The 22,447-nt window shown below is 65.4% G+C and carries 17 protein-coding genes and 1 pseudogene; 12 read left to right on the top strand and 6 right to left on the bottom strand.

Annotated elements, in window-relative coordinates; all coding sequences use genetic code 11:
• The first annotated feature begins 5 nt into the window (after positions 1-5).
• From LB571_RS07725 to LB571_RS07705, 5 genes and pseudogenes are all read left to right on the top strand, one after another.
• Positions 6-458 (top strand): hypothetical protein, encoded by a 453-nt coding sequence (locus tag LB571_RS07725; protein WP_224593497.1) that lies wholly within the window; start codon positions 6-8, stop codon positions 456-458.
• Positions 455-910, top strand: coding sequence for a periplasmic heavy metal sensor (locus LB571_RS07720; RefSeq protein WP_224593494.1), 456 nt, complete (start codon positions 455-457; stop codon positions 908-910). The genes LB571_RS07725 and LB571_RS07720 overlap by 4 nt, the downstream gene beginning before the upstream one ends.
• Positions 911-1,019: 109 nt before the next feature.
• Positions 1,020-1,301, top strand: coding sequence for a GCG_CRPN prefix-to-repeats domain-containing protein (locus tag LB571_RS07715; RefSeq protein ID WP_224593491.1), 282 nt, complete (start codon positions 1,020-1,022; stop codon positions 1,299-1,301).
• Positions 1,302-1,441: 140 nt separating this feature from the next.
• Positions 1,442-2,939, top strand: a pseudogene (locus tag LB571_RS07710) (DUF1800 domain-containing protein).
• Between the two features lie 46 nt (positions 2,940-2,985).
• Entirely contained in the window at positions 2,986-4,224 is a 1,239-nt protein-coding gene (locus LB571_RS07705) for a DUF1501 domain-containing protein (protein WP_224593489.1), read from the top strand.
• Between the two features lie 53 nt (positions 4,225-4,277).
• Here the strand turns inward: LB571_RS07705 and LB571_RS07700 are convergent, their stop codons facing one another.
• The 6 genes from LB571_RS07700 to LB571_RS07675 form a co-directional block, all read right to left on the bottom strand.
• A complete protein-coding gene (locus LB571_RS07700) occupies positions 4,278-7,688 on the bottom strand; it encodes an acyl-[ACP]--phospholipid O-acyltransferase (protein ID WP_224593486.1) in 3,411 nt (1,136 codons plus the stop codon).
• Between the two features lie 346 nt (positions 7,689-8,034).
• Positions 8,035-9,603 carry an indolepyruvate oxidoreductase subunit beta family protein gene (locus LB571_RS07695; protein ID WP_140723055.1) on the bottom strand — a complete coding sequence of 523 codons (1,569 nt, stop codon included), beginning with the start codon at positions 9,601-9,603 and terminating at the stop codon, positions 8,035-8,037.
• A complete protein-coding gene (locus tag LB571_RS07690; protein ID WP_224593483.1) occupies positions 9,596-11,749 on the bottom strand; it encodes an indolepyruvate ferredoxin oxidoreductase subunit alpha in 2,154 nt (717 codons plus the stop codon). Before LB571_RS07690 ends, LB571_RS07695 begins: the two co-directional genes overlap by 8 nt.
• 42 nt (positions 11,750-11,791) lie before the next feature.
• Positions 11,792-12,274, bottom strand: a complete 483-nt coding sequence (locus LB571_RS07685; protein ID WP_023772620.1) for a MarR family winged helix-turn-helix transcriptional regulator — start codon at positions 12,272-12,274, stop codon at positions 11,792-11,794.
• Positions 12,274-13,845, bottom strand: coding sequence for a phytoene desaturase family protein (locus tag LB571_RS07680; protein ID WP_224593480.1), 1,572 nt, complete (start codon positions 13,843-13,845; stop codon positions 12,274-12,276). Before LB571_RS07680 ends, LB571_RS07685 begins: the two co-directional genes overlap by 1 nt.
• Before the next feature lie 151 nt (positions 13,846-13,996).
• Positions 13,997-14,788, bottom strand: a complete 792-nt coding sequence (locus tag LB571_RS07675; RefSeq protein ID WP_015314079.1) for a cyclase family protein — start codon at positions 14,786-14,788, stop codon at positions 13,997-13,999.
• A gap of 118 nt (positions 14,789-14,906) precedes the next feature.
• Here LB571_RS07675 and LB571_RS07670 point away from each other — a divergent pair, with 118 nt between their 5' ends.
• The 7 genes from LB571_RS07670 (at position 14,907) to LB571_RS07640 (ending at position 22,444) form a co-directional block, all read left to right on the top strand.
• A complete protein-coding gene (locus tag LB571_RS07670; RefSeq protein ID WP_224593477.1) occupies positions 14,907-16,484 on the top strand; it encodes a phytoene desaturase family protein in 1,578 nt (525 codons plus the stop codon).
• A gap of 112 nt (positions 16,485-16,596) precedes the next feature.
• Positions 16,597-18,126 (top strand): ABC transporter substrate-binding protein, encoded by a 1,530-nt coding sequence (locus LB571_RS07665; RefSeq protein ID WP_015314081.1) that lies wholly within the window; start codon positions 16,597-16,599, stop codon positions 18,124-18,126.
• Positions 18,127-18,214: 88 nt separating this feature from the next.
• Positions 18,215-19,222 (top strand): ABC transporter permease, encoded by a 1,008-nt coding sequence (locus LB571_RS07660; protein ID WP_140614830.1) that lies wholly within the window; start codon positions 18,215-18,217, stop codon positions 19,220-19,222.
• A complete protein-coding gene (locus LB571_RS07655; protein ID WP_224593474.1) occupies positions 19,215-20,063 on the top strand; it encodes an ABC transporter permease in 849 nt (282 codons plus the stop codon). Before LB571_RS07660 ends, LB571_RS07655 begins: the two co-directional genes overlap by 8 nt.
• Positions 20,060-20,938, top strand: a complete 879-nt coding sequence (locus LB571_RS07650; RefSeq protein ID WP_224593457.1) for an ABC transporter ATP-binding protein — start codon at positions 20,060-20,062, stop codon at positions 20,936-20,938. The genes LB571_RS07655 and LB571_RS07650 overlap by 4 nt, the downstream gene beginning before the upstream one ends.
• Positions 20,931-21,764, top strand: a complete 834-nt coding sequence (locus LB571_RS07645) for an ATP-binding cassette domain-containing protein (RefSeq protein WP_224593454.1) — start codon at positions 20,931-20,933, stop codon at positions 21,762-21,764. Before LB571_RS07650 ends, LB571_RS07645 begins: the two co-directional genes overlap by 8 nt.
• An 80-nt stretch (positions 21,765-21,844) precedes the next feature.
• The gene (locus LB571_RS07640; protein WP_224593450.1) at positions 21,845-22,444 is read left to right on the top strand and encodes a VOC family protein; all 600 of its coding nucleotides are present in this window, start codon (positions 21,845-21,847) and stop codon (positions 22,442-22,444) included.
• Positions 22,445-22,447: the final 3 nt, after the last annotated feature.

Genomic DNA, 22,447 nt, shown 5'->3' with positions numbered 1-22,447 from the left:
GACCGATGTCTGATGGGTCCAGGAACCAACCGGCAATGGATGCCGAGCGCTTTGCGGCTCTGGCGGCGGCCTATGGCGGCGACTTGCGGCGGTGGCCGCAGGCCAACCGCCCGACCGGCGCGACGTTCGCAAGGACCGAGATGGGCGCGGCCATATTGGGGCAGGCAGGCAAACTCGACGCCTTGCTCGACAGCTATGACGTCATGGCGCCTGGCGCGGCACTGCACGGCGGCATCCTGCGAATGGCCGACCGGCTGCTCGTCCAGCGCCGGCGCCGACGGGCCTGGTGGCTGGGTCTTGGACTCGCCGGCATCGGCCTGGCCGGCGCCATCGCCGGATTGGCCCTGGTGAGCGTCGTCACGCCAGAGTTTCAGCCCGACCGCTATGTGCTCGATGCCAATGCGACGGCGTTCGGCGATGCCGGGTCCGATGGCGAGACGATCGAGGAGGACCTATGAGCACGCGCCGCAACCTCGTCATCGCATCCGTGGCGCTGAATGTCTTCCTGGCCGGCGCGCTTGCGGGCGGAGCCGTCTGGATAAGAAGCGGCAAGCCCGGCCAGGGTTATTCGCTGGAAGCCGCCGGGAGCCGGCTTCCCCACCAGGAACGCGTGCTGTTTCGAAAGGCGCTGCGCGACGTGCGGCGCGAATCCCGCCAGGTCATCCTCGATGGCCAGCAGGCCAGGCGCGAGGCAGCCGACCTGCTGCGCCAGCCCGTCCTCGACACGACGGCCCTGTCGGCCGCGCTGGAAAGGGCGCGCAATGCCGATATCGCCGTGCGCACACGGCTTGAGCAGCGCATCGTCGAGTTCGCGACGGCGGGTTCGGCCTGGGATCGCGCCGTGCTCGCGGACGGGCTGGCCAGGCGGGCCGGGCCGCCATCGACGGCAGAGCCGAAAAAATCGCCGTGACCGCCGACGGAAAACGACCGCGAGGCCGTTTAACAAGAGGAAGGGCAAGCCTGCCGGACCAATCGGTACGCACAGGTTTTCATTCTCGGAGAACATTCGGAGTAACGTCATGAACCGTCTGACACAGTATGCGGTGGCAGCCGTCCTCGCCTTCACCGGAACCGCCGCGACCGTCGCGACCTCCGCCGCCATGCCGATGGTGGCGCAGCCGGCCGCCCCGGCGCTGATCGAGCACGTGGCCTGGGGTTGCGGGCCTGGATGGCATCCCAATCACTGGGGGCGCTGCGTTCCCAACCGTGTCGTGGTGTATCCGCGCTACCGCTATTGGCACGGCCCGGCCTACTACGGCTGGCATCCGCACCGCCACTGGCACCGCTGGCACCGCTGGTAAGCGCGGGGGGCCCGGCGGCATCCGCCTGCCCGGCCGCCTGTCCCCGTTTTGAGCTGGGGAAACAGCCCGATCGGGCGTCGCGCGCCTCGCGTGAGATCCAACGATGGAGCGTTGACATGGCTGTCGCGACCAAAATGCCCATGGCGCCAGATCCCGCCTTGCCAGATCCCGCTTTGCCAGATCCCGCTTTGATAGCCTTCAATCGCTTCGGCCTTGGCGCCCGGCCGGGTGACCGCGAAAGACTGGGCGGCGACCCTCGCGGTTATCTCAAGGCGGAGCTGCGGCGGCCCGACGTCGCCATGATACCGCTCGACGATCCCGCCTATGCCGACCTCAAGGGGGAGCACGCCGGCCATCCAGGCCAGCATGGCGGCAAATCTCCAGCGCAAGCGGGACCGGCAGCGGATGGCGACGGAGCAGCCGCCAGCGGGCACGCCAGCCGCGGCCTCGGTCATGCCGCCACCCGCCGCACCGGCCATGTCGCCGCCCGTCGCCCCGGCCGCGGCCGAACCCGCCGTGCCGCCTGTCGAGGTTATGTTGTTCCGGGCGGAGGCACAGGCGCGCTTCGACAAGGCGATGCAGGCAGAGGCCGGCTTCGTCGAGCGCCTGGTCTATTTCTGGTCGAACCATTTCTGCGTCTCCGTCGCCAAGGACAACATCGTGCGCGCCAGCGCCGGGGCGTTCGAACGGGAGGCCATCCGGCCTTTCGTGCTCGGGCGCTTCGCCGACATGCTCATGGCGGTGGAGCGGCATCCGGCCATGCTGTTCTATCTCGACAACCAGCAGTCGATCGGCCCGGACTCCCGCGCCGGCAAGAACCGCCAGCGCGGCCTCAACGAGAACCTCGCCCGCGAAATCCTGGAACTGCACACGCTCGGTGTCGGCAGCGGCTACAGCCAAGCCGACGTGACCAGCTTCGCGCGCATCCTGACCGGCTGGATGATGGCCGGACGGGAAGGACGGCTGGGCGAACCCGGCAGTTCCGTTTTCAACGCCAATGCGCATGAGCCGGGTGACGCGGTGCTGCTCGGCAAGACCTATCCGGCTGGCGGCATGGGCCAGGCCGAGGCCGCGCTCAATGACATCGCCCGTCATCCGGCGACCGCGCAACACATCGCCACGCAACTTGCCCGCCATTTCATAGCCGACGACCCGCCGTCGGCGGCGGTCGCCCGCCTCGCCAAGGTGTTCACCAAGAGCGACGGCAATCTCAGGGCACTGGCGGCGGCGCTCGTCGACATGCCGGAAGCGTGGTCGACGCCATTGGCCAAGATGCGCTCGCCCTTCGACTATATCGCGGCCATCCGCCGAGCGGCCGGCCCTGGTCCGACGAACGACCCTGGCCAGTCGCTCAACTGGCTCAACGCGCTGGGCGAGCCGCTCTGGCACCCACCGGGACCGAACGGCTTTTCCGACCAGGCGGACAGCTGGGCATCGGCGGAAGGCATGAAGATCCGCCTCGACATCGCATGGCAGGCCGCCCGGCAAGTGAAGGATATCGGCAACCCCAACGGCATGCTCGACGCGGTCGTCGGTCCCTCCGCCTCGCCCGAAACACGGCAGGCGGTCGCCCGCGCGGAGTCCAAGCAGCAAGGCCTGGCGCTGCTGCTGATGGCGCCCGAATTCCAGCGACGATAGATCGAACGATAGGTCCGGCGCCGACAACTCCCATGGAGACGAAGTCATGAGCCTGCTGTGCGAAACCCCTCACCCTTCCCGCCGCGCCGTGCTGACGACCGGCGGCGCGCTGTTTGCCTGGGCCTATCTGCCGCGCTTCGCCCGTGCCGCCGACAACCGCGACCCGCGCCTCATCGTCATCGTGCTGCGCGGTGCGCTGGACGGCCTGTCGACCGTCGGTCCGGTCGGCGATCCCGACTATGCCGGCCTGCATGGCGACATCGCCCTGTCGCTCACCGGCCCGCACGCGGCGCTGCCGCTCGATGCTTTCTTCGCGGTCAATCCGGCGATGCCGGTGTTTGCGCGGCTGTTCAAGAACAAGCAGGCGGCTGTCGTGCACGCCGCCGCGACCGGCTATCGCGAGCGCTCGCATTTCGATGGCCAGGATGTGCTGGAAAGCGGCTTTGCCGGTCCCGGCCATGTCGCCACCGGCTGGCTTAATCGGGCGCTGGAGAACCTGCCGGCTGGCGACCGCGTGGCGACACTCGGCGGCCTGGCCGTCGGACCGTCGACGCCATTGGTGATCCGTGGCGCGGCTCCCGTGCTCGGCTGGGCGCCGCAATCGCTGCCGGCACCGGTCGGCGACCTCGCGGCGCGCGTTCTCGACCTCTACCAGCATCGCGATCCGGTTCTGGCCGTCGCGCTGCAAAAAGGTCTCGACGCCGATCGCATGGCGCTTGACGACCAGATGGGCGCCAAGACGATGAAGCCGAAAGGCGGCCTCGACAGCGCCGCCGGCATGCGGCAGGCCGCGCAAGGCGCCGCAAGGCTGATCGCGGCCGATGACGGGCCGCGTGTCGCGGCACTCGCCTTCGACGGCTGGGACACGCATGTCAACGAAGGCGGCGCGACCGGCCGCCTCGCCAGCCTGCTCGGCGGCCTCGACGGTGCCTTCGAGGAATTCAAAAAAGGTCTCGGCGAGCGCTGGAAGGATACGGCAATCGTCACCATCACCGAATTCGGCCGCACCGCGCGGATCAACGGCACGGTCGGCACCGACCACGGCACCGGCACCGTGGTACTGCTCGCCGGCGGCGCCATCAAGGGCGGCCGCGTCATCGCCGACTGGCCGGGGCTGAAGCCCGCGCAACTCTACCAGCAGCGCGACCTTGCGCCGACCAGCGACGTCAGGGCGGTGCTGAAAGGCCTGCTCGCCGACCAGTTCGGACTTTCGGCCTCGGTGCTCGGCGAGAAAGTGTTTCCGGACTCAGGTGCTGTGAAGCCGATGATCAACCTGATCGCCTGAAGGTCTGGCGGCGCCGCGTCTCCTGCCGCGGCGCCGTCTCGCTGTCGCGGCGATCAGGCTGCCTCGACCTTGGCTGCCCGCAAGGCTTCGCCGCGTACCAGCCTGGTCACGCCGACGAAGTCGATCTTGCCCGAGCCAAGCACCGGCACATGCGCCACGACGCGCACTTCAGCCGGCACCATCAGGTCCATGGCGCCATTTGCCTTGGCGAACGCCAGAAACTCGGCGCGCGTCGCTTTCTCGGCCTCGGTGACGAGCACGAGTTTTTCACCCTTGCGCGGGTCCGGTACGGTCGCGACCGCCGAGAGCGAACCTTTCCACAGCTCGCCCGCCAGAGCTTCCACCGCAGCCAGCGAAATCATCTCGCCGCCGATCTTCGCGAAACGCTTGGCGCGGCCGCGAATGCTGACGAAACCGGCATCGTCGATGCTGACGATGTCGCCAGTGTCGTGCCAGCCATCTTGCAGCGGTTCGAGCACGCCCGGCTTTTCGGCCCTGAGATAGCCCGCCATGACGTTGGGGCCGCGCACGAACAGCCGTCCACCGCCCTCGACGCCGATCACCGGTTCCAGACGATATTCCATGCCGGGCATGATTTTTCCGACCGTGCCCGATTTGTTGTACATCGGCGTGTTGATGGAGATCACCGGCGCCGTCTCGGTAACGCCGTAGCCTTCGAGAATGCGCAGGCCGAACTTCTCCATGTAGGTTTCGCGGGTCGAGGCCTTGACCGGCTCCGCACCAGAAAAACAATAGCGCACCGAGCGGAAATCATAGGGATGCGCCGTACGCGCATAGCCGCTGAGGAAGGTGTCGGTGCCGAAGATGATCGTCGCATTCGAGGCATAGACCAGTTCCGGCACGATGCGGTAGTGCAGCGGCGACGGGTAGAAATAAACCGGGACGCCGGACACCAGCGGCAGCACCGTGCCCGCCGTCAGGCCGAAGGAATGGAAGATCGGCAGAACGTTGAACACCTTGTCGCCCGAATGGAAATCGATGCGCGAGGCGGCTTGCGCGGCATTGGCCAGGATGTTGCGGTGGGTGAGCACGACGCCCTTCGGCGTCCCTTCGGAGCCCGAGGTGAACAGGATCACGGCCGCGTCGGTGGCCTTGCGGGCAACCCTGGGCGTACTCTTGCGCAGCAGGCCGAGCAGCTTGTCCTTGAGGCCGATGGTCGCGCGCAGATCATCGAGCCAGACGACATCGACCGAGCGGCCGATCTCCTCGACGATCGCGCCAAGCTTGGCCTGTTCGACAAAGGCCCGCGAGGTCAGAATGGTGGTTACCTGCGCCGCCTTGCAAGCGGACAGGATGTTGGCGGCACCGGCGGTGAAGTTGATCATCGCGGGGACCTTGCCGGCGGAGATGACGCCGAGCAGCGCGGCACAGGCGCCATTGGCGTTGGGCAGCATGATGCCGAGCGTGTCCTGTCCAGCATAGAGCATTTCGAACTTCTCGCCGAGCACGGCGACAGCCGTGAGCAGCTTGCCGTAGCTCAGCGAACCGGCGACCGGATCCTGCACGGCAAGTTGCTTCATGCCGCGCTCGGTCGCCGTCTCGATGATTCTTTCGAGCACGGTCTTGTCGATATGCTGCGTGCGGAAGACGAGGTCGGACATCACCTGGTAGAGCGCGGCGCCGGCGGCGGCGCGCCGCTTGCGTCCCTTCAGCTCGTCGTCGACCTTGAGCCTGACCGGCGGCAGTATGGTCACCTTGACCTTCGGGAACAGGCGGCGGCGCACGTGCTGCGCCGTCAGCCGCGAGAAGGGGCTTTTCTCCAGCCCCTCGATGCGGATCGGCACCACCATCGAGCCGGTCTTGTCGGCCACCATGGCGGCACCGTCATAGACCTTCATCAGCCCGCCCGTGACGGTGATGCGGCCCTCGGGGAAGATGACCAGCGGGTCGCCGTTCTGCACGATCTTGATCAGCGTGCGTGTCGACATCGGCTTGGACGGATTGAGCGGCAGCGCGCGGGTCAGCTTTAAAAACGGCTTCATCCACCAGGCCTGCGCAATGGTGTAGTCGATGGCGAAGACCGGCTCCTCATTGGTCAGCGTCAGAGCCAGCGGTCCATCGAGGAAGCTGACATGGTTCAGCGCCAGGATGGGTGCCGGGCCCGCGGCCTTGAGATTGTCCAGGCCTTCGACTTCCAGCCGATGGAAGGCGCGGAAAAGAATGGAGACAAAATCGCGGAAGGCATTGGTCGGCAGGTATTTCAGCATCAGCCAGGCGGCGATGGCATTGGCCAGGGCGAGGCCGAACAAGATGCCTCCCGTCGAGACGCCGGCTGCCTGGATGATGGCGACGAGCAAGCCACCGACGGTCATGAAGCCGGCGTTGACGATACTGACCGCGGCGACGACCCGGGCGCGGCGCGCCTCGGGCGACCAGGCCTGCACGGCGGCAAAGGTCGGCACCACGAGGAAGGCGCTGGAAATGGCCATGCCGGCGAGGTCGATCGCAACACGGATCGTGTTTGGCCCGGCGAAGAAGAGGCCAAGGGTTTCGGATCTGGGCGAAGGCTGCATGCTCCAGATGGTCCATGCGAGGTCGAGGCCGAACAGCGCCAGCAGCGCCGTGCCGACCGGTGCGGGCAAGAGCACGATGCGTCCCTGCGACATCCACGCGGCGATTGCCGAGCCAATGGCGATCGAGATAGCGAACACCGCGAGATAGGCGGTGACCGCGATCTCGCCACCGCCGAGCTGATCCTTGACCAGCGTCGGCAGGATCGAAAGCACAATGGCGCCGATCAGCCAGAACCAGGACGTCATCAGGCCGGCGCGCCAGATCCGTGAGTCCGTGCGCAATTCGCTGACCTGGCGCCAGGTCGAGCGAAAGACATTCCTGTCGATGACGAGGTCGGGCGCCGCGGAACCGGTTGAAGGGATGTGGCGGCTGACGGCCCAGCAGCCGACGGCGAGCATCATCATGATCGGCCCGAAGACCAAGACGCCGATGCCATCGGCCGAGACGACGCCCCCGGCGATGGTGCCGCCGAGGATGGCGGCGAAAGTCGCCGACTCGATCCAGGCGTTGGCGCCCGGCAATTCCTTGCGTTCGAGGTGATCGGGCAGGATGCCGTATTTGATCGGCCCGAACAGCGCCGAGATGATGCCGAACATCAACAGCGCGGTCATCAGCACGGGGATGGAGGACAGCGCGATGCCGACGACCGCGACGGCAGCGGCGCCGATCTCGGCAAATTTCAGCCGGCGGGCGATGAGCGCCTTGTCGAAGCGATCGGCGATCTCGCCGCCCAGCGCCGACAGGAGCAGGAATGGAGCCATGAACACGGCGCCGGCCAAAGTGACCAGCGAGGCCGCCTGATCGGCGGCCAGTGTGAAGAGGATCAGGAACACCAGCGTGTTCTTGAGGAAATTGTCGTTGAAGGCGGACAGGAACTGCGTCCAGAAAAGTGGCGCGAAGCGCCGCGAAAGCATGAGATGCGTGTTCATGGCGATTTCCATCTGGCGGAACCCTTCGACAGTGTGCCGATAGGCCCTGCGGGTTGCAGGCGCTGTTCAGTTTTAGTGATAGTCCTGAGCTGGTTAAACTTTCTTGCTGCGCTTTTGCCCATCCGCGGCTTTCGGCCGCTGCGAAATGAACGTCGTTCACAATCGCACTCTATCACGCTTTGAACATCGTTCAAGGGGAAAAATGAACAGCGTTCACCAAACCGGTTGATGGTCCGAATGTCGAAACCAGCCCTCGCAGGACCGAGGGCGCCACGGGGTGACCCTCCGAGGCTTCGAGCATACCAACGGGGCCGATGGCCCGGTGAAGTCTGTCGGGACGTGCGGCTCAGTTGCCCGTTGCCGGGCCCAAGGTCGCCACGGTCTTCAACGCGCCGTCGAGCATGTCGCCCTTCTCGTCCTTCAGCGCCGCCTCGCGCAGGCGGCGGATCCAGTCGGCGGCGTCGGCCCTGCCCTCGAGCAGATCAAGCGCCGACAGCACGCGGTCGAATTTCGAGTGGGCGCGCACATGCGTGTCGCTGTAGCCCTTGATCAGCCGGCGGCAATTGAGGATTTCGACGGCAAGCGCGTAATCCGCCGGCACGTAGCCAAGCGCGAGCGTGTACCATTGGTCAAGATGCGCGGTCTCGACCTTGTGGCGCAGCAGGCGGCGGCGCCAGCGGCGCAGGCCGCCGATGAACCACAAAGCGGCGAAGCCGGCAAAGCTGTCGGTGCGGATGCGGCGGCCCCGGTTGATGCGGCGGTCGAGGAAGGCTGCCAATTTCGGCCGGTCCTCGATGTAGCTGCCCAGCCTCGCCGGCAGCGTGCCGCAGAACTCCTCGATGCGCGGATGGAAGTACTCGGTCACTTGCAGGACCGAACCATCCTTGACGCCAACCTCCTTGCGCACCCGCCTGTCGCGGGTCGAGCGCGTCTTCAGATCGGCGACGCGGATCATGTCGTCATAGCACATGGCGTTGGCCAGATGCTTGGCGGCCGCGATTGACAGCGCATGGGTTGGATCCAAGCTGTCAATCGCGACGGCCTTGTCCAGCCGGTCGAGATATTCGCGCCCATAGGCGATGTCCTGGTAGTCGACGACCTTTCTCAGGCCCCTGAGCGCCATGTCGCGCACGGCAACCGGCAGCAGGTCGATGCGAGCGGCAAGCGCCTGCCATCCCTGCAACAGGTTTCGCGGGCCACTCACATGTCCCGAACCCAAGGCAGATCCGACAATCGCCGGGTTCGCCGTCGGCGCCGCCGTGCCGCGCGCACGATCATACGCAGCCGCGAAGGCGGCGAGGCTGGCCTTGACGCCACGGCCGCCGGTGCCAATCGCCTGCTCGTAGCTTTCACGGGTAAACGGCAGCGCGTCGGAGCCGGCCAGCGCGCCAAGCAGGCTGGCCGAGATCATCGAGCCGTTGTCGGCGGCGATCTTTTCCATGTCGAATGCGATGAAGCGCTTCGATGCGGCCTCGGCCGTGGCGTGGACTTTGGACGACGAAGCGCGGCCATCACCCGGTTCGATCTTTTCCGACACGGCGGCGATGCGGTGCGAGGAAGCGATCAGCGTCGTGCGGTTGGGGGTGACGAAGCCCCTGATGATGGCTCGGCCGGCTTCCATCAATTCGGCGGCGATCAGGATATCGACATCGCCCTGCGAGGGCGACAGCGCGAAGACCGGCAGGCGGCCGGTGTCGCGGGCCATTTCGATATAGTAGATGGTGGCGCCGGTGCGCTGCGCGACGCCGGCGACCGAGGTCGATTGCGCGACAAAGCCATTGCGCTCGGCGACGTCGGTGATCCAGTCGGCGAGCACGCCGCCGCCCTGGCCGCCGACGGCCAGAACGGCGAGCTTGATCACCGGCTCATCGGCAGCACCGGACCGGGGGCGCGAGGAAGGAACAGGATCAAGCATTGGCGAATATCAGGCGCCGGCCTTCGCGCCGCCTCTGCAGAAAGCCGATCGTCGCGCGGCGCGCCGTCTCCAGGAAACGGTCCCAGCGGCTTGGATTGTGCACGACGTCGGCACGGTAGAAGGACGGGCACAGCACCGCCGCATCGGCGACCTCGCCGCAATTGCCGCAGCCGACACAGTTCTGGTCGATCGATGCGACCGGATCGTCGCGCAGCGGATCGTCGAGCGACTTGACCGACAGCGATGGGCAGCCGGAGAGCCGCATGCAAGCATGATCGCCAGTGCAGATGTCCTCGTCGACGCCAAATTTCGGCTTGACGACACGCTCGCCGCCTTTGATCGCCTTGTCGACCAGCGGCTTTTCGCGGCGCTGGCGATTGAGCATGCATTCCGACGAAGCGACGATGACTTTTGGCCCCTTCTCGTCAGTCGTCAGCGCCTCGCGCAGCGTGTCCTGCATCTTGCCGACATCGTAGGTGCGGTCGACATGGCGCAGCCATTTTACGCCCATGCCTTTCACCGCCTCGGGGATCGGATGCTTGGTCGACTTGGTCTTGTTGCCCGCGCGCGACGACAGGATGTCCTGCCCGCCAGTGGCGGCCGAGTAAAAATTATCGACGATGACGGTGACGCCATCATTCTTGTTGAACACCGCATTGCCGATCGAGGAGGTCAGGCCGTTGTGCCAGAAACCGCCGTCGCCGACGAAGGAGATAGAGCGGCGCTTGGCATCGGGCGCGTTGAACGCCGAGGCCGAGGCTGGTCCGAGTCCGTAGCCCATGGTGGTGGCACCGAGTTCGAAGGGCGGCATGATCGAGAACAGATGGCAGCCGATGTCAGAAGCGATGTGATGTTTGCCGAGCTCCTGCTCGACCAGCTTGGTCGCGGCGAAGATCGGCCGCTCCGGGCAACCGATGCAGAAACCGGGCGGTCGTCCTGGAACGACATTGATCAGGTCCGCCGTGTCGACGCCGTCGCCGACCTTGTTGGGTGCGCGCACTTCGCCCGGCAGCAGATGCGGGGCCTCGGCGCGCAGGAAGGCGCCGATACCGTCGAGCATGACCTGGCCGGTATATTCCCCAGCCATCGGCAGGTGCTCCTTGCCGACCAGCCTGGTGCCGCGCCCGGCCTTGTGCAGCATCGCGGCAAAAGCCTGCTCGATATAATTGGGCTGGCCCTCCTCGACGACGAGCACCGCCTGCTTGCCTTCGCAGAAGACGAGGAATTCGTCGTCGATCAGGGGATAGACGGCGTTCAGCACGTAGAGCGGCACGTCGGTCTCGCCATAGGTGTCGGCAAGGCCGAGCCGCTGCAGCGCACGAATGACTGAATTGTACATGCCGCCCTGCATGACGATGCCGACCGAGCCATGGTCCGAGCCGAAGAACTCGTTGATCTTGTTCCTGGCGATGAAATCCACCGCCGCCGGCCAGCGCTTTTGCACTTTCTCCTTTTCGTGCAGGAAGGAGGCGGGCGGCAGAACGATACGGCCGGTGTCGCGGCGCGGTGCTTCGAGCGCATCGGCGACCGTCATCGGCGGACGCTTGTTGTCCTTGGCGATGAAATGGCCATGCACGTGGCAGCAGCGGATGCGCACCTGCAGCATGACCGGCGTGTTGGAGATTTCCGACAGTTCGAAGCCATCCTCCACCGCCTTGACGATGGACGGCAGGTTGGGACGGGGATCGAGCAGCCAGACCTGGCTCTTCATGGCGAAGGCATGGCTGCGCTCCTGCATGATCGAGGAGCCCTCGCCATAATCCTCGCCGACGATGATCAGCGCTCCGCCGGTGACGCCGCCGGAAGCGAGGTTGGCCAGTGCGTCTGAAGCCACATTGGTGCCGACGGTCGACTTGAACGTCGCCGCGCCCCGGATCGGGTAATGCACCGAAGCGGCGAGCATGGCGGTGGCGGTGGCTTCCGAGGCGCTCGCCTCGAAATGCACGCCGAGTTCGCCCAGAATGTCCTGCGCGTCGGCCAGCACGTCCATCAGATGGCTGATCGGCGCGCCCTGATAGCCGCCGACATAGCCGACCCCGCACTGCAGCAGCGCCTTGGTGATGGCGAGGATGCCCTCGCCGGCGAATTCCTCGCCGGCGCCGAGCCTCAGTTTTTCGACTTCCTTGGCAAAAGACCGTTCGGCCATCTCTGCCTCCTTCCGTTGCCGCCGACAGCTGGCGGCGCCTATCTAGATGTCGTGCTTGCGAATGTTTTTGAGCATCTTCAAAAGCGTCGCGATGAGTGCTGCATATTCGGCGTCGTCGATATCGTCGAACATCGCCTCGAAGGCGTCATGCATGGCCGGCCAGGCGCGGGTAAACTCGGCGCGGCCCTCGTCGGTCAGGAACACGTGGCGGATGCGGCTGTCGGTGACGCCCTGCTCGCGCCGCACGAAGCCCTGGCCCTCCAGCGTGTCGAGCGTGCGGCTCAGGGTCGACTGCTCGATGACCGTATAGACCGAGAGGTCGTTGACGGTGACGCCGTCGGTGACCGACAGCACCGCCAGCGTGCGCACCTGCGAAATGGTCAGGCCCTGCTTGCGGAAGTCGTCGCGCAAGGTAGCGTTGTAGCGGCCCATGATGCGGTTCATCAGATAGGGAGCGAATTGCTGCAGGCCGATCTGGCCGAGGGTGGAAATGCGCTGGCGTTTTTCGGCGACCTTCTGTTCCATCACAGCCTCCCTGCCAGCAGGAAGCCGGAGCCACCGCCGAGGCCCGCACCGGGATGGGTCGAGGCGCCGATATGATAGAGGCCCTTGACGCCGGTCTGGTGGTTGCGGCTGGTCTTGAACGGCCGCCACAGGAACGACTGGTCGACAACAGAGGAGCCGCCATAAGGGTCGCCGCCGACCAGGTTGATGTTCATCGCTTCGAGATCGGCCGGCGAATAGGCGCGGCGCGCGATCACGCTGTCCTTGAAGCCGTCGATATGGCCGGCGAGGATCGCTTCAACGCGATCGGCATAGGCCTCGCGCAGCGCCTCGGTCCATTGTCCGTCGGCAGGCGCATCGAGCTTGCCGGCGGCGTCGCCCTTGATGTGGCGGGGCGCCTCGGGGAGTTGCAGCCACAAGATCGCCTGGCCCTCCGGACAGCGTGATGGGTCGAGCGCGTGCGGCTGGCCGACGCAGATGGTCGGCACCTCCGGCAGCATGCCGCGCGCCGCCTCGTTGCAGGCTTTCGAAACGCCATCCAGTCCGGGCGTCAGATGCAGCAGCGCCACCTTGTCGAGGCCCTCACCGCGCCAGGACGGCGGCTTGGTCAGCGCGTAATGGATCTGGAAATTGCCCTTGCCATAGCGGTATTTCCGCGTCGCTTCGACGTCGTCCTTCGAAGCGTCCTTGCCGAGCAGACGGCCGTAAAGCTGCGTCGGCGTGACCGAGCAGATGACGCTCTTGTTCGCCGTGATCGTTTCGCCCGACGCCAGCCGCACACCGGCTGCGCGGCCACCCGCCTGGACGACCGAAGCGACGTCGGCGCCGGTGCGGATGTCGCCGCCGCGTTCCCTGATCAGCGCTTCGAAGGCGGCAAGCAGGTTCTTCGCGCCGCCCTTGACGATCGGCGCACCGGCAGCCTCCAGCGCGAAGGCGATCACCTTGGCGACCTGGCCAGAAAACGCATCTTCCGGCCCAAGCCCGGCGTGCAGCACCCAGGGCGCCCAGAGCGCCCTGACGGTCTCGGACCGATAGCTGCTTTCCAGCCAGCCGCGTGCCGGCACCAGCGCTTCGCCAAGAAAGGCGGCTAGGCCGCGCGGACCACGCCGCCAGGTATTGCCGGCCAGCAGCTTCGCCGTCGGGTACGACCAAAGCGCGCCGCCGAGCAGACCGAACAGCAGGCCGGCATTGCGCTCGATGCCGCCGACATCTTCCGCATGCCGGTCACCGTCGCCGGCCGCGATCGCGTTGAGGGCAGCGACATTGGCGGCGCGGTCAGTGGTGAGCACGGCATGGCTGCCGTCGGGCATGAGCACGCCGGTCGGCGTGCTGGTGTGGCAGAATTCCAGCCCGTGCCGGGCGAGGTCGCCGCCCAATGCTGCAAAGGCCGGCGAGGTGATGAACAACACGAAGGTCGTCGCCATCACGTCGTGGACAAAGCCCGGCGCGGTGAGCTCCTCGGTGCGCATGCAACCGCCGATACGGTCGTTGCGCTCCAACACGAGCACCTTGGCGCCCTTGCCGCCGAGCATTGCGGCGCAGACCAGCGCGTTGATGCCGCTGCCGACGATGATGTGATCGGGGGCGGTCATCGAGGGGTGCTCCCCCGCTTTGGTGGATGATGTTCAATTGCGCGCGGTAGCGTGCCTTGACGTAGAGCGGCAACCTCACAAGGCTGCCGCGCCCACTTCGTCATCGCGGTACCATTCGCAGCCATGATCTTCTCCCGAAGACCGCCTCGCTCTATCTCCCCGCCACCAGCGCCAGCGCGCGGATCGGGCTGCCGGTGCCGTGCTCGATCTTGAGCGGCGCCGCGATCAGGATGGCGCCTTTCGGCGGCAGCTGGTCGAGATTGCAGAGGCTGGCCAGGCCGTAGCGGTTGGCCTTGTGCATCAGCGTGTGGGCCGGGAATGGCGGCTCCATGCCGCCGGCCTTGCCGGCATCGGTGCCGATCGTCTCCGAGCCCCAGCCCTTGATGTCCTTGCCGATCAGGAACTGGATGGCTTCCGCCGTCGGGCCGGGTGTGTGCGGGCCGGTCTCGTTGGCGTTGAGGAACTCGGCTTCCGAGCCGTTGCGCTTGTACCAGTCGGTGCGCATCACCACCCACTCGCCGGCATTGATCGCGCCATGCTTGGCCTCCCAGGCCTTGATGTGGTCGACGGTGAGCAGGAAATCGTGATCGGCGGCCGCCTCTTTCGAACAGTCGATGACATTGACCGGCCCGATGAAATTCTGCGCCGGAATGGTATCGGTGGCGCCGTCCGGATAATCCTTGCCGCTGATCCAATGCTGCGGCGCGTCGAAATGCGTGCCGGAATGCTCGCCGAGCTTCAGCCAGTTCCACGCCCACCATGGACCGTTCTTGTCATAGCGAGAGATCGAGTGGATCTCGACCTTCGGCGTGTCGACGGCAAGCTCCGGCGGCAGCTTGATCAGCGGTGTGTCGGGCCCGAGCGGCGCCGTCAGGTCGACCACCTTGATGGCGCCGGAAAGAAGCTGGCCGGCAACTTCGCCGAGGAGTTTCTGGGTATCCATGGTCTCTGTTCCCTCTTGTCTGACATGATCAAGGCTCGTCTCGGCCCTTAATATCCTACTAGACGAAAACATATGCATCTGCAATTATCTTTAAGCATAAAGGAAATGGGAACGGGGCGTGAGCGAGTTCGACGCCATCTTTGTCGGGGCGGGCCACAACACTCTGGCATGCGCCGCGCATCTGGCGCTCAAGGGCTGGAAAACCGGGGTTTTCGAGCGCAGCGCAATCACAGGCGGCGCCGTCCAGACCCGCGAATTCACGCTGCCGGGTTTTCGGCACGATTTCGGTGCGATGAATCTGAGCCTGTTCGCCGGCTCGGCCTTCCACCGGAAATATGCAAATGAATTGAACGCCCACGGATTGAAGTTCGCGCCGGTCGCCGACTGTTTCGCCAGCGCCTTCCCGGACGGACGCTGGTTCGGCGTCAGCAACGACCTGGAAAAGACGGCCGCGCGCATGGCTGCCTTCTCCGCCGCCGATGCCGCCACGTGGCACAAGCTGGTCGCCGCCTTCCCGGCGGAAGCAGAACATCTGTTTCGCCTCTTGGGATCGCCGATGAGCACGCGCGCCCTTGCCGGCACGGCGTGGAACCTTTGGCGCAAGAAGGGCCTTGCCGGCGCGCTCGACACCGGGCGCCTGCTGCTTTCCTCGCCCCGCGCGTGGCTGGAGGAGACTTTCGAGTCGCCCCATGTGCGGGCGACGCTCGCCACCTGGGGCATGCATCTCGACTTTGCGCCCGACATCGCCGGCGGCGCCGTGTTCCCCTATCTGGAATCCATGGCCAACCAGAGCTTCGGCATGGTGCTGGGCAAGGGCGGCGCCGACACCATCATCCGTGCCTTGTCGGGCATGGTCGCGGGGGCCGGCGGCAAGATCTTCACCAACGCCGAGGTAGCCGAAATCACGGTTTCGGCCGGCAAGGCGACCGGTGTGCGGCTTGCTTCCGGCGAGACGCATACGTCCACCAAGGCGGTAATTGCCGGCGTCACGCCCAAGGCGCTGGCCGGCAAGCTGCTGCCCGGCGGCTCCGGCAACGCCGGCTTCGACATGGCGATGCAAAAATTCCGCCATGCGCCGGGCACGATGATGATCCACCTGGCCCTAGACGACCTGCCGGACTGGCGCGCCGGGGCAGAGCTTCGACAGTTCGCCTATGTGCATCTGGCGCCATCGCTCGAGCAGATGTCGCGCACCTATCAGCAGGCGATGGGGGGCATGTTGCCGAACGAACCGGTGCTGGTCGTCGGCCAGCCGACGGCGGTCGATCCTTCCCGGGCACCTGAAGGCAAACATGTTCTATGGGTGCAGGTGCGCATGCTGCCCGCCGAAATCGCGGGCGATGCCTCGGCCAAGATCGCACCAGCAGCGCATTGGGACCAGGTCAAGGAAACCTACGCCGACCGTGTGCTCGACATTATCGAGACCTACGCACCTGGGCTGCGTGCGAAGATCCTCGGCCGCGCCGTGTTTTCGCCGATCGACCTCGAGCGCGAGAACCCGAACCTCGTCGGCGGCGACCAGGTCTGCGGCAGCCATCATCTGGCGCAGAACTTCCTGTTTCGCCCGGCGCGCGGCTATGCCGGCTGGGACACGCCGATCAGCAATCTGCATCTCACCGGCGCCGCGACATGGCCCGGTGCCGGCACGGGTGCCGCCTCGGGCTTCATGCTCGCGCAACAGCTTGGCGGGAGGTAGGCCAGACGATTTCATGAAGGCGACGAGAGGCAAGCGCTGCTGCCGACGAAGCCCGAACCAATGACCGGACGAAGCCGCGCAAAAGACAAATAAACCAATAAGGGGAACGACCATGACAATCAACAGACGCGAATTACTGGGATACAGTGCCGCGGCACTTGGTGTGGCCGCTGTCGGCCTGCCCAAGATGGCCAATGCCGCCGCCGGCGAACTGACCATCGCCTATAATGTCAACCTGCCGTCCTGGGACCCGACCACCGGACCGTCGGCCGTCAACCCGACCATCCAGGGCCTCTACCAGTCGGTGTTCGACCAGTTCATCCCGCAGAAGCCGGACCTGTCCTTCGCGCCGGGCCTGCTCACCGAATGGGGCTGGAACGAGGACCGCACCAAGATCATGATGACGGTGCGCGAGGGTGTAACCTGGCATGACGGCTCGCCGTTCACGCCCGAGGACGTGGTCTGGTCGTTGCAGCGGGCGGGCGATGAAAAGACCGGCAACCCGATCCAGTTCGTGTGGAAGAACGTCAACAATTTCAAGATCGACGGCAACAAGATCACGGGCGATGTCGTGCAGTTCGACCCGGTCTATTTCAAATGGATGTCGTTCCTCACCGGCTACATCATGCCGAAGGCCTATTACGAGAAGGTCGGTGCCGAAGGTTTCGAGAAGGCTCCGATCGGAACCGGCCCCTATATGGTCGAGAAGTTCGAACGCAACGCCTTCCTGCGGCTGAAGGCCAATCCGAAATACTGGGGCGGCAAGCCGGCATTCGAGAACGTGACGATCAAATTCGTCACCGACGCGGCGAGCCGTGTCGCCGAGATCGAATCCGGCTCCTCGCAGGTGACGCTCGAGATCCCCTATGAGGAGTATGACCGGCTGATCGCCAAGGACGGGCTGGCCGGCTCGATCAAGAATGTTTCCGACATCGGCATGATCTTCTTCAACGACATCGAGGCGATGCTGGACAAGAACGTGCGCCAGGCAGCCGTCATGGCGGTCGACAAGGAGCTTCTGGTCAAGCGGCTGCTGCGCGGCTACGGCCAGCCGCTCGCCACGCTGGAAACGCCGGAATACGCGGCCTACGATGCCTCGATCAAGGTCGAGCACAATCCGGAAAAGGCCAAGGAGCTGCTGGCGGCTTCAGGCTATTCGCCGGAAAAGCCGGTCAAGTTCACCATCCAGACGACCAAGGGCTTCAAGCCCAAGGACTATGAGATGATCCAGGCGATCGTCGGCATGTGGCGCAAGGTCGGCATCGAGGCGACGATCGAGGTCTACGAGATCGCCAAGCACTACGAACTGCGCGCCGCCGACAAGCTCGCGCCGGCGGCCTTCTACAATTGGGGCAACGCCATTGGCGACCCGACCACGTCGACCGGCTTTGCCATGTATGGGCCGAGCCCGCATTCGGTCTGGGACAGCCAGGACCTGATCGACATGATCAACCCGCTGTGGGGAGAGAAGGACGAGACCAAGCGCATCGCCGGGTGGAAGGCGGTCGATAAATACATCGCCGAGCAGGCCTACGTGCTGCCGCTTATGCAGTATGCGCAACCGATCGTGCATGCGAAGGGCGTCAAGGTGGTGCAGCATATTTCCGGCGCGCTGCTGCCGGCCCTGATGACCCCGGCCTGATATCAGCCTGGGCTTACCGCGCGCCGTCCATAGCGACGGCGCGCATTTCTACACGCATATGAGCCTGCGGGCTCCTGCAAAGATTTACATGCTCCTGCAACGATTCCTGATCCGTCTGCTGACGATGCTGATCACGCTGTTCGGCGTGGCCGTCGTCGTATTCGTGGTCATCCGCGTCGCGCCCGGCGATCCGATCGCCATGATGCTGCCGCCCGGTGCCACCAATGATGACATCGCCCGTCTGCGTGCACTCTATGGGCTCGACAAGACGATCGTACAGCAGTTCTTCATCTGGCTGTCCGGCGTCGTCAAAGGCGATTTCGGCACCTCGATCTCGCTGCGGCAAGACGTGCTTGGCCTCGTCTTCAACCGGCTGCCGGCAACGCTGGAGCTTGCCATCGTCGCGCTCATCATGGCGGTGGCGATCGGCGGCACGACGGCGATCCTGGGCGCGCGCGAGCGCGGCACGGCGGTCGAGGCCGGCATCGACATCGCCAGCGGTGCCGCGCTTTCCATCCCCGATTTTCTCTGGGGCCTGGTGCTGATCCTGTTGTTCGGCGTGCTGGTGCCGATCTTCGACATTTCCGGCCGCGTGTCGCCGCAGCTCGACCTGCCCTTCGTCACCCAGTTCTACTTCTTCGAGAGCCTGCTTCGGCTGCGCTTCGACCTCACCTGGGACCTCTTGAAGCACATGCTGATGCCAGCCGTGGCGCTGGCGCTGCCGCTCGCGGCCATCATCGCACAGCTACTGAAGCAGTCGCTGAAGGAGGTGCTCGACCTCGACTATGTCGTGCTGGCGCGGGTCAAGGGGTTTTCGGAAACGCAGGTCATCTTGCGCGAGGCGCTGAAGAACGCCGCGCTGCCGACGCTGACGCTCATCGGCGTGCAGTTCACCTTCCTCATCGGCGGCACCGTCATCGTCGAGCGGCTGTTCTCCTATGAGGGCCTCGGCAACATGGCGATCGACGCCGTCATCAACCGCGACCTGCCGCTGATCCAGGGCATCGTGCTGGTCTTCGCGCTGCTGTTCGTGCTGATCAACCTCGCCGTCGACATGATGTATGCGCTGCTCAATCCGAGGCTGCGCCATGGATGAGGCACGCATCATCAGGCGCGGATCGAGCCCGAGGCTGTGGCTCGCCGGCGGCTGGCTGCTGCTGGCGCTGCTGGCCGCGATCTTCGCGCCGCTGGTCGCGCCGCAGGATCCGCTGGCGCAGGATTTGATGCTGGAACGTCTGCCGCCGTTCTGGCTCGATGGCGCCGAGCCGGGCTATTGGCTCGGCACCGACAGCCTCGGCCGCGACCTGCTCTCGCGCCTGATCTTCGGCGGCCGCATCGCCTTCATCGTTGCTTTCGCGGCGGCCATCGCCGCCTGCGTGGTGGGCTCCACATTAGGGCTGGTCGCGGGCTATTTCGGCGGCTGGGCGGACCGCATCATCTCGCGCATCGTCGACATCTGGATGGCCTTCCCGCCGGTGCTGTTCGCCATCCTCCTGGTCGCCGTGCTCGGCACCGGCTTGAGCTCCGTCATCCTCGCCATCGCCATCATCGACTGGACGCGTTTTTGCCGGGTCATCCGCGCCGAGGCGATGGGCCAGTCGCGCATGGACTATGTCGAGAATGCCCGTATCGCCGGCTATGGCCGCTTCGGCATCATGCTGCGCGAAGTGCTGCCCAATGTGGTGCCGTCGATCGTGGCGCTGCTGTCGCTGGAGATGGGCATCGCCGTCATCGTCGAGGCGATCCTGTCCTTCGTCAATCTGTCGATCTCGACCGACGATCCGACCTGGGGCGGCATCATCGCCGAGGGCCGGCTGTCGATCCATCAGGCATGGTGGGTGCTGGTCTTCCCGCTGATCACGCTGATCCTCACCGTGCTGTCATTCAGCCAGTTCGGCGAGGCGCTGAAGACGCGTTTCGATCCGGTGCTGCGATGAGCGCCTGTCTCGAGATAAACAATCTAAGCGCGGTGCTGGCCAACGGCCAGCGCGTGCTGCGCTCTGTTTCGCTCTCGGTACAACCCGGTGAAGTGCGCGCGCTTGTCGGCGAAAGCGGCGCCGGCAAGACGATGATCGGCAAGGCGGTGCTTGGTGTGTTGCCGTCGAGCGTGCGCATCGTCGAAGGCTACATGAGACTCGAGGGCGAAGACCTCGGCAAACTCCCGCCAAAAGCGCGGCGCACGCTGATCGGCGCGCGCACGGCGCTGATCCCGCAGGATCCGCTGACCGCACTCAACCCCTCGCGCCGCATCGGCCCCCAGATGACCGACCGTCTGGTGCGCATCCTCGGCTGGAGCGGAGACAAGGCCGATCGACGTATCCGCCAGTTGCTTGATGAGGTGCAGATCCGCGACCCGGACCGTGTGCTGAAAAGCTATCCGCACGAGCTCTCCGGCGGCATGCGCCAGCGCGTGCTGATTGCCGCCGCCTTTGCCGCCGAGCCCCGGCTGATCGTCGCCGACGAGCCGACCACGGCCCTCGACGTCACCGTGCAGAAGCAGATCCTGCGGCTCATCGTGGCGTTGCAGCGCGAGCACGGCACGGCGATCCTGTTCGTCACCCACGATCTCGGCGTCGTCGCCAAGATCAGCCAGAAAGTCTCGGTGCTCTATGCCGGCAAGGTGGTGGAAGAGGCAGAGACCGCGGCGCTTTTCGCGGCACCTCGGCATCCGTACACCCGAGCGCTGATGGCGGCGACGCCGCGCTATACCGATCCATATGCTTCGCTGAAGCCGGTGGACGAGGCGGTACTGGCCGGGCTCGCCGCAGAGATCGCTGCCGCCGACCAGGCCTGGAGGCGTCCGCATGGCTGAGCCGCTGTTTTCCGTGCGCGGGCTGAAGGTCGCCTTGCCCGACATGACGCGCAAGCCGCTCATCGGCCGCGCACCGCTGGCCGAGATTCTGAAAGGCCTGGATTTCGACCTGCCCAGCGGCTCGGTGACGGGCATCGTCGGCGAATCCGGTTCGGGAAAGTCGACGCTTGGCCGTGCGCTGGTGCGGCTGCTGGAGCCGAGCGCCGGCAGCATCCGTTTCGAAGGTCGTGACATCACCCATCTGCCGGAATCGGAGTTGCGGCCGTTGCGCCGCAACCTGCAGATGATCTTCCAGGATCCGATGTCGTCGCTCAACCCGCGCCGTACCATTGCCAGCATCATCGCCGCTCCGCTCAAGCAGAACGGGCTTGGCGACAATCTGAAATCCCGCGTCGCCGAGGCACTGCAGCGCGTCGGCCTGCCGCAGAGTTTTGCCAGCCGTTACCGGCACGAACTGTCGGGCGGCCAACGCCAGCGCGTCGGCATTGCCCGCGCGCTGGCGCTGTCGCCGAAATTCGTGCTGGCCGACGAGATCGTCTCCGGCCTCGACGTCTCGACGCAGGCGCAGATCCTGACCCTGCTGGAGAAGCTTGCCGCGGAGATGGGCCTGACGGTCGCCTTCATCAGCCACGATCTGTCGGTCATCCGGCGGCTGTGCCGGCAGGTGATCGTCATGCGCGAAGGCAGCATCGTGGAAGCGAGCGCCACGGACGCGCTGTTCGACATGCCGCGGCAGAGCTACACGCGCGACCTGCTCGCCGCCATTCCGCTGCCGGAAATCGATCCGGACTGGCTGAACATCCCAACGGCAAGGGTCCCGACATGAAAACAACCGCACGCCGAAAAACGGGCTTCGGACGTGCGATCGAAGGCTAACCAAGTCCCGCCAAACGGAGGAGAACAAACATGAAGACAACAATACGATTTGCGGTGCTCGCCGCCACTGTTCTGGGCAGCGCCGGCATGGCCTCGGCGAGCTCGATCCCCGGCATGCGCGGGCACGACCACACCGGCATCACGGTTCCCGACATGAAGCAGGCGGTCGACTTCTTCACCGAGGTCGTCGGCTGCAAGAAGGCGATGTCGTTCGGCCCGTTCGCCGACGACAAGGGCACCTTCATGCAGGACCTGCTCGGCGTCGATCCGAAGGCTGTCATCGAGCAGGTCACCATGGTGCGTTGCGGCTATGGATCGAACGTCGAGCTGTTCAAATATACCGCGCCCGACCAGAAGGATCTGACACCGAAGAACAGCGACATTGGCGGCTTCCACATCGCCTTCTATGTCGACGATGTCGCCGCGGCCAAGGCCTATCTCGATGGCAAGGGCGTCAAGACCAGGATGGGGCCGCTGCCGGTCAAGGAAGGACCCGCCGCCGGCCAGACCATCCTTTATTTCCAGGCGCCGTGGGGACTGCAACTCGAGGCGATCAGCTATCCCTCGGGCATGGCCTATGAGAAGGGTGCCGAGACCGTGCTGTGGAGCCCGAAGAATCCGGAGAAATGATCT

This window comes from Mesorhizobium sp. BR1-1-4, from assembly GCF_020165375.1.
GTDB classification, from domain to species: domain Bacteria; phylum Pseudomonadota; class Alphaproteobacteria; order Rhizobiales; family Rhizobiaceae; genus Mesorhizobium; species Mesorhizobium australicum.
This window is presented reverse-complemented; position numbering and strand designations above follow the sequence as displayed.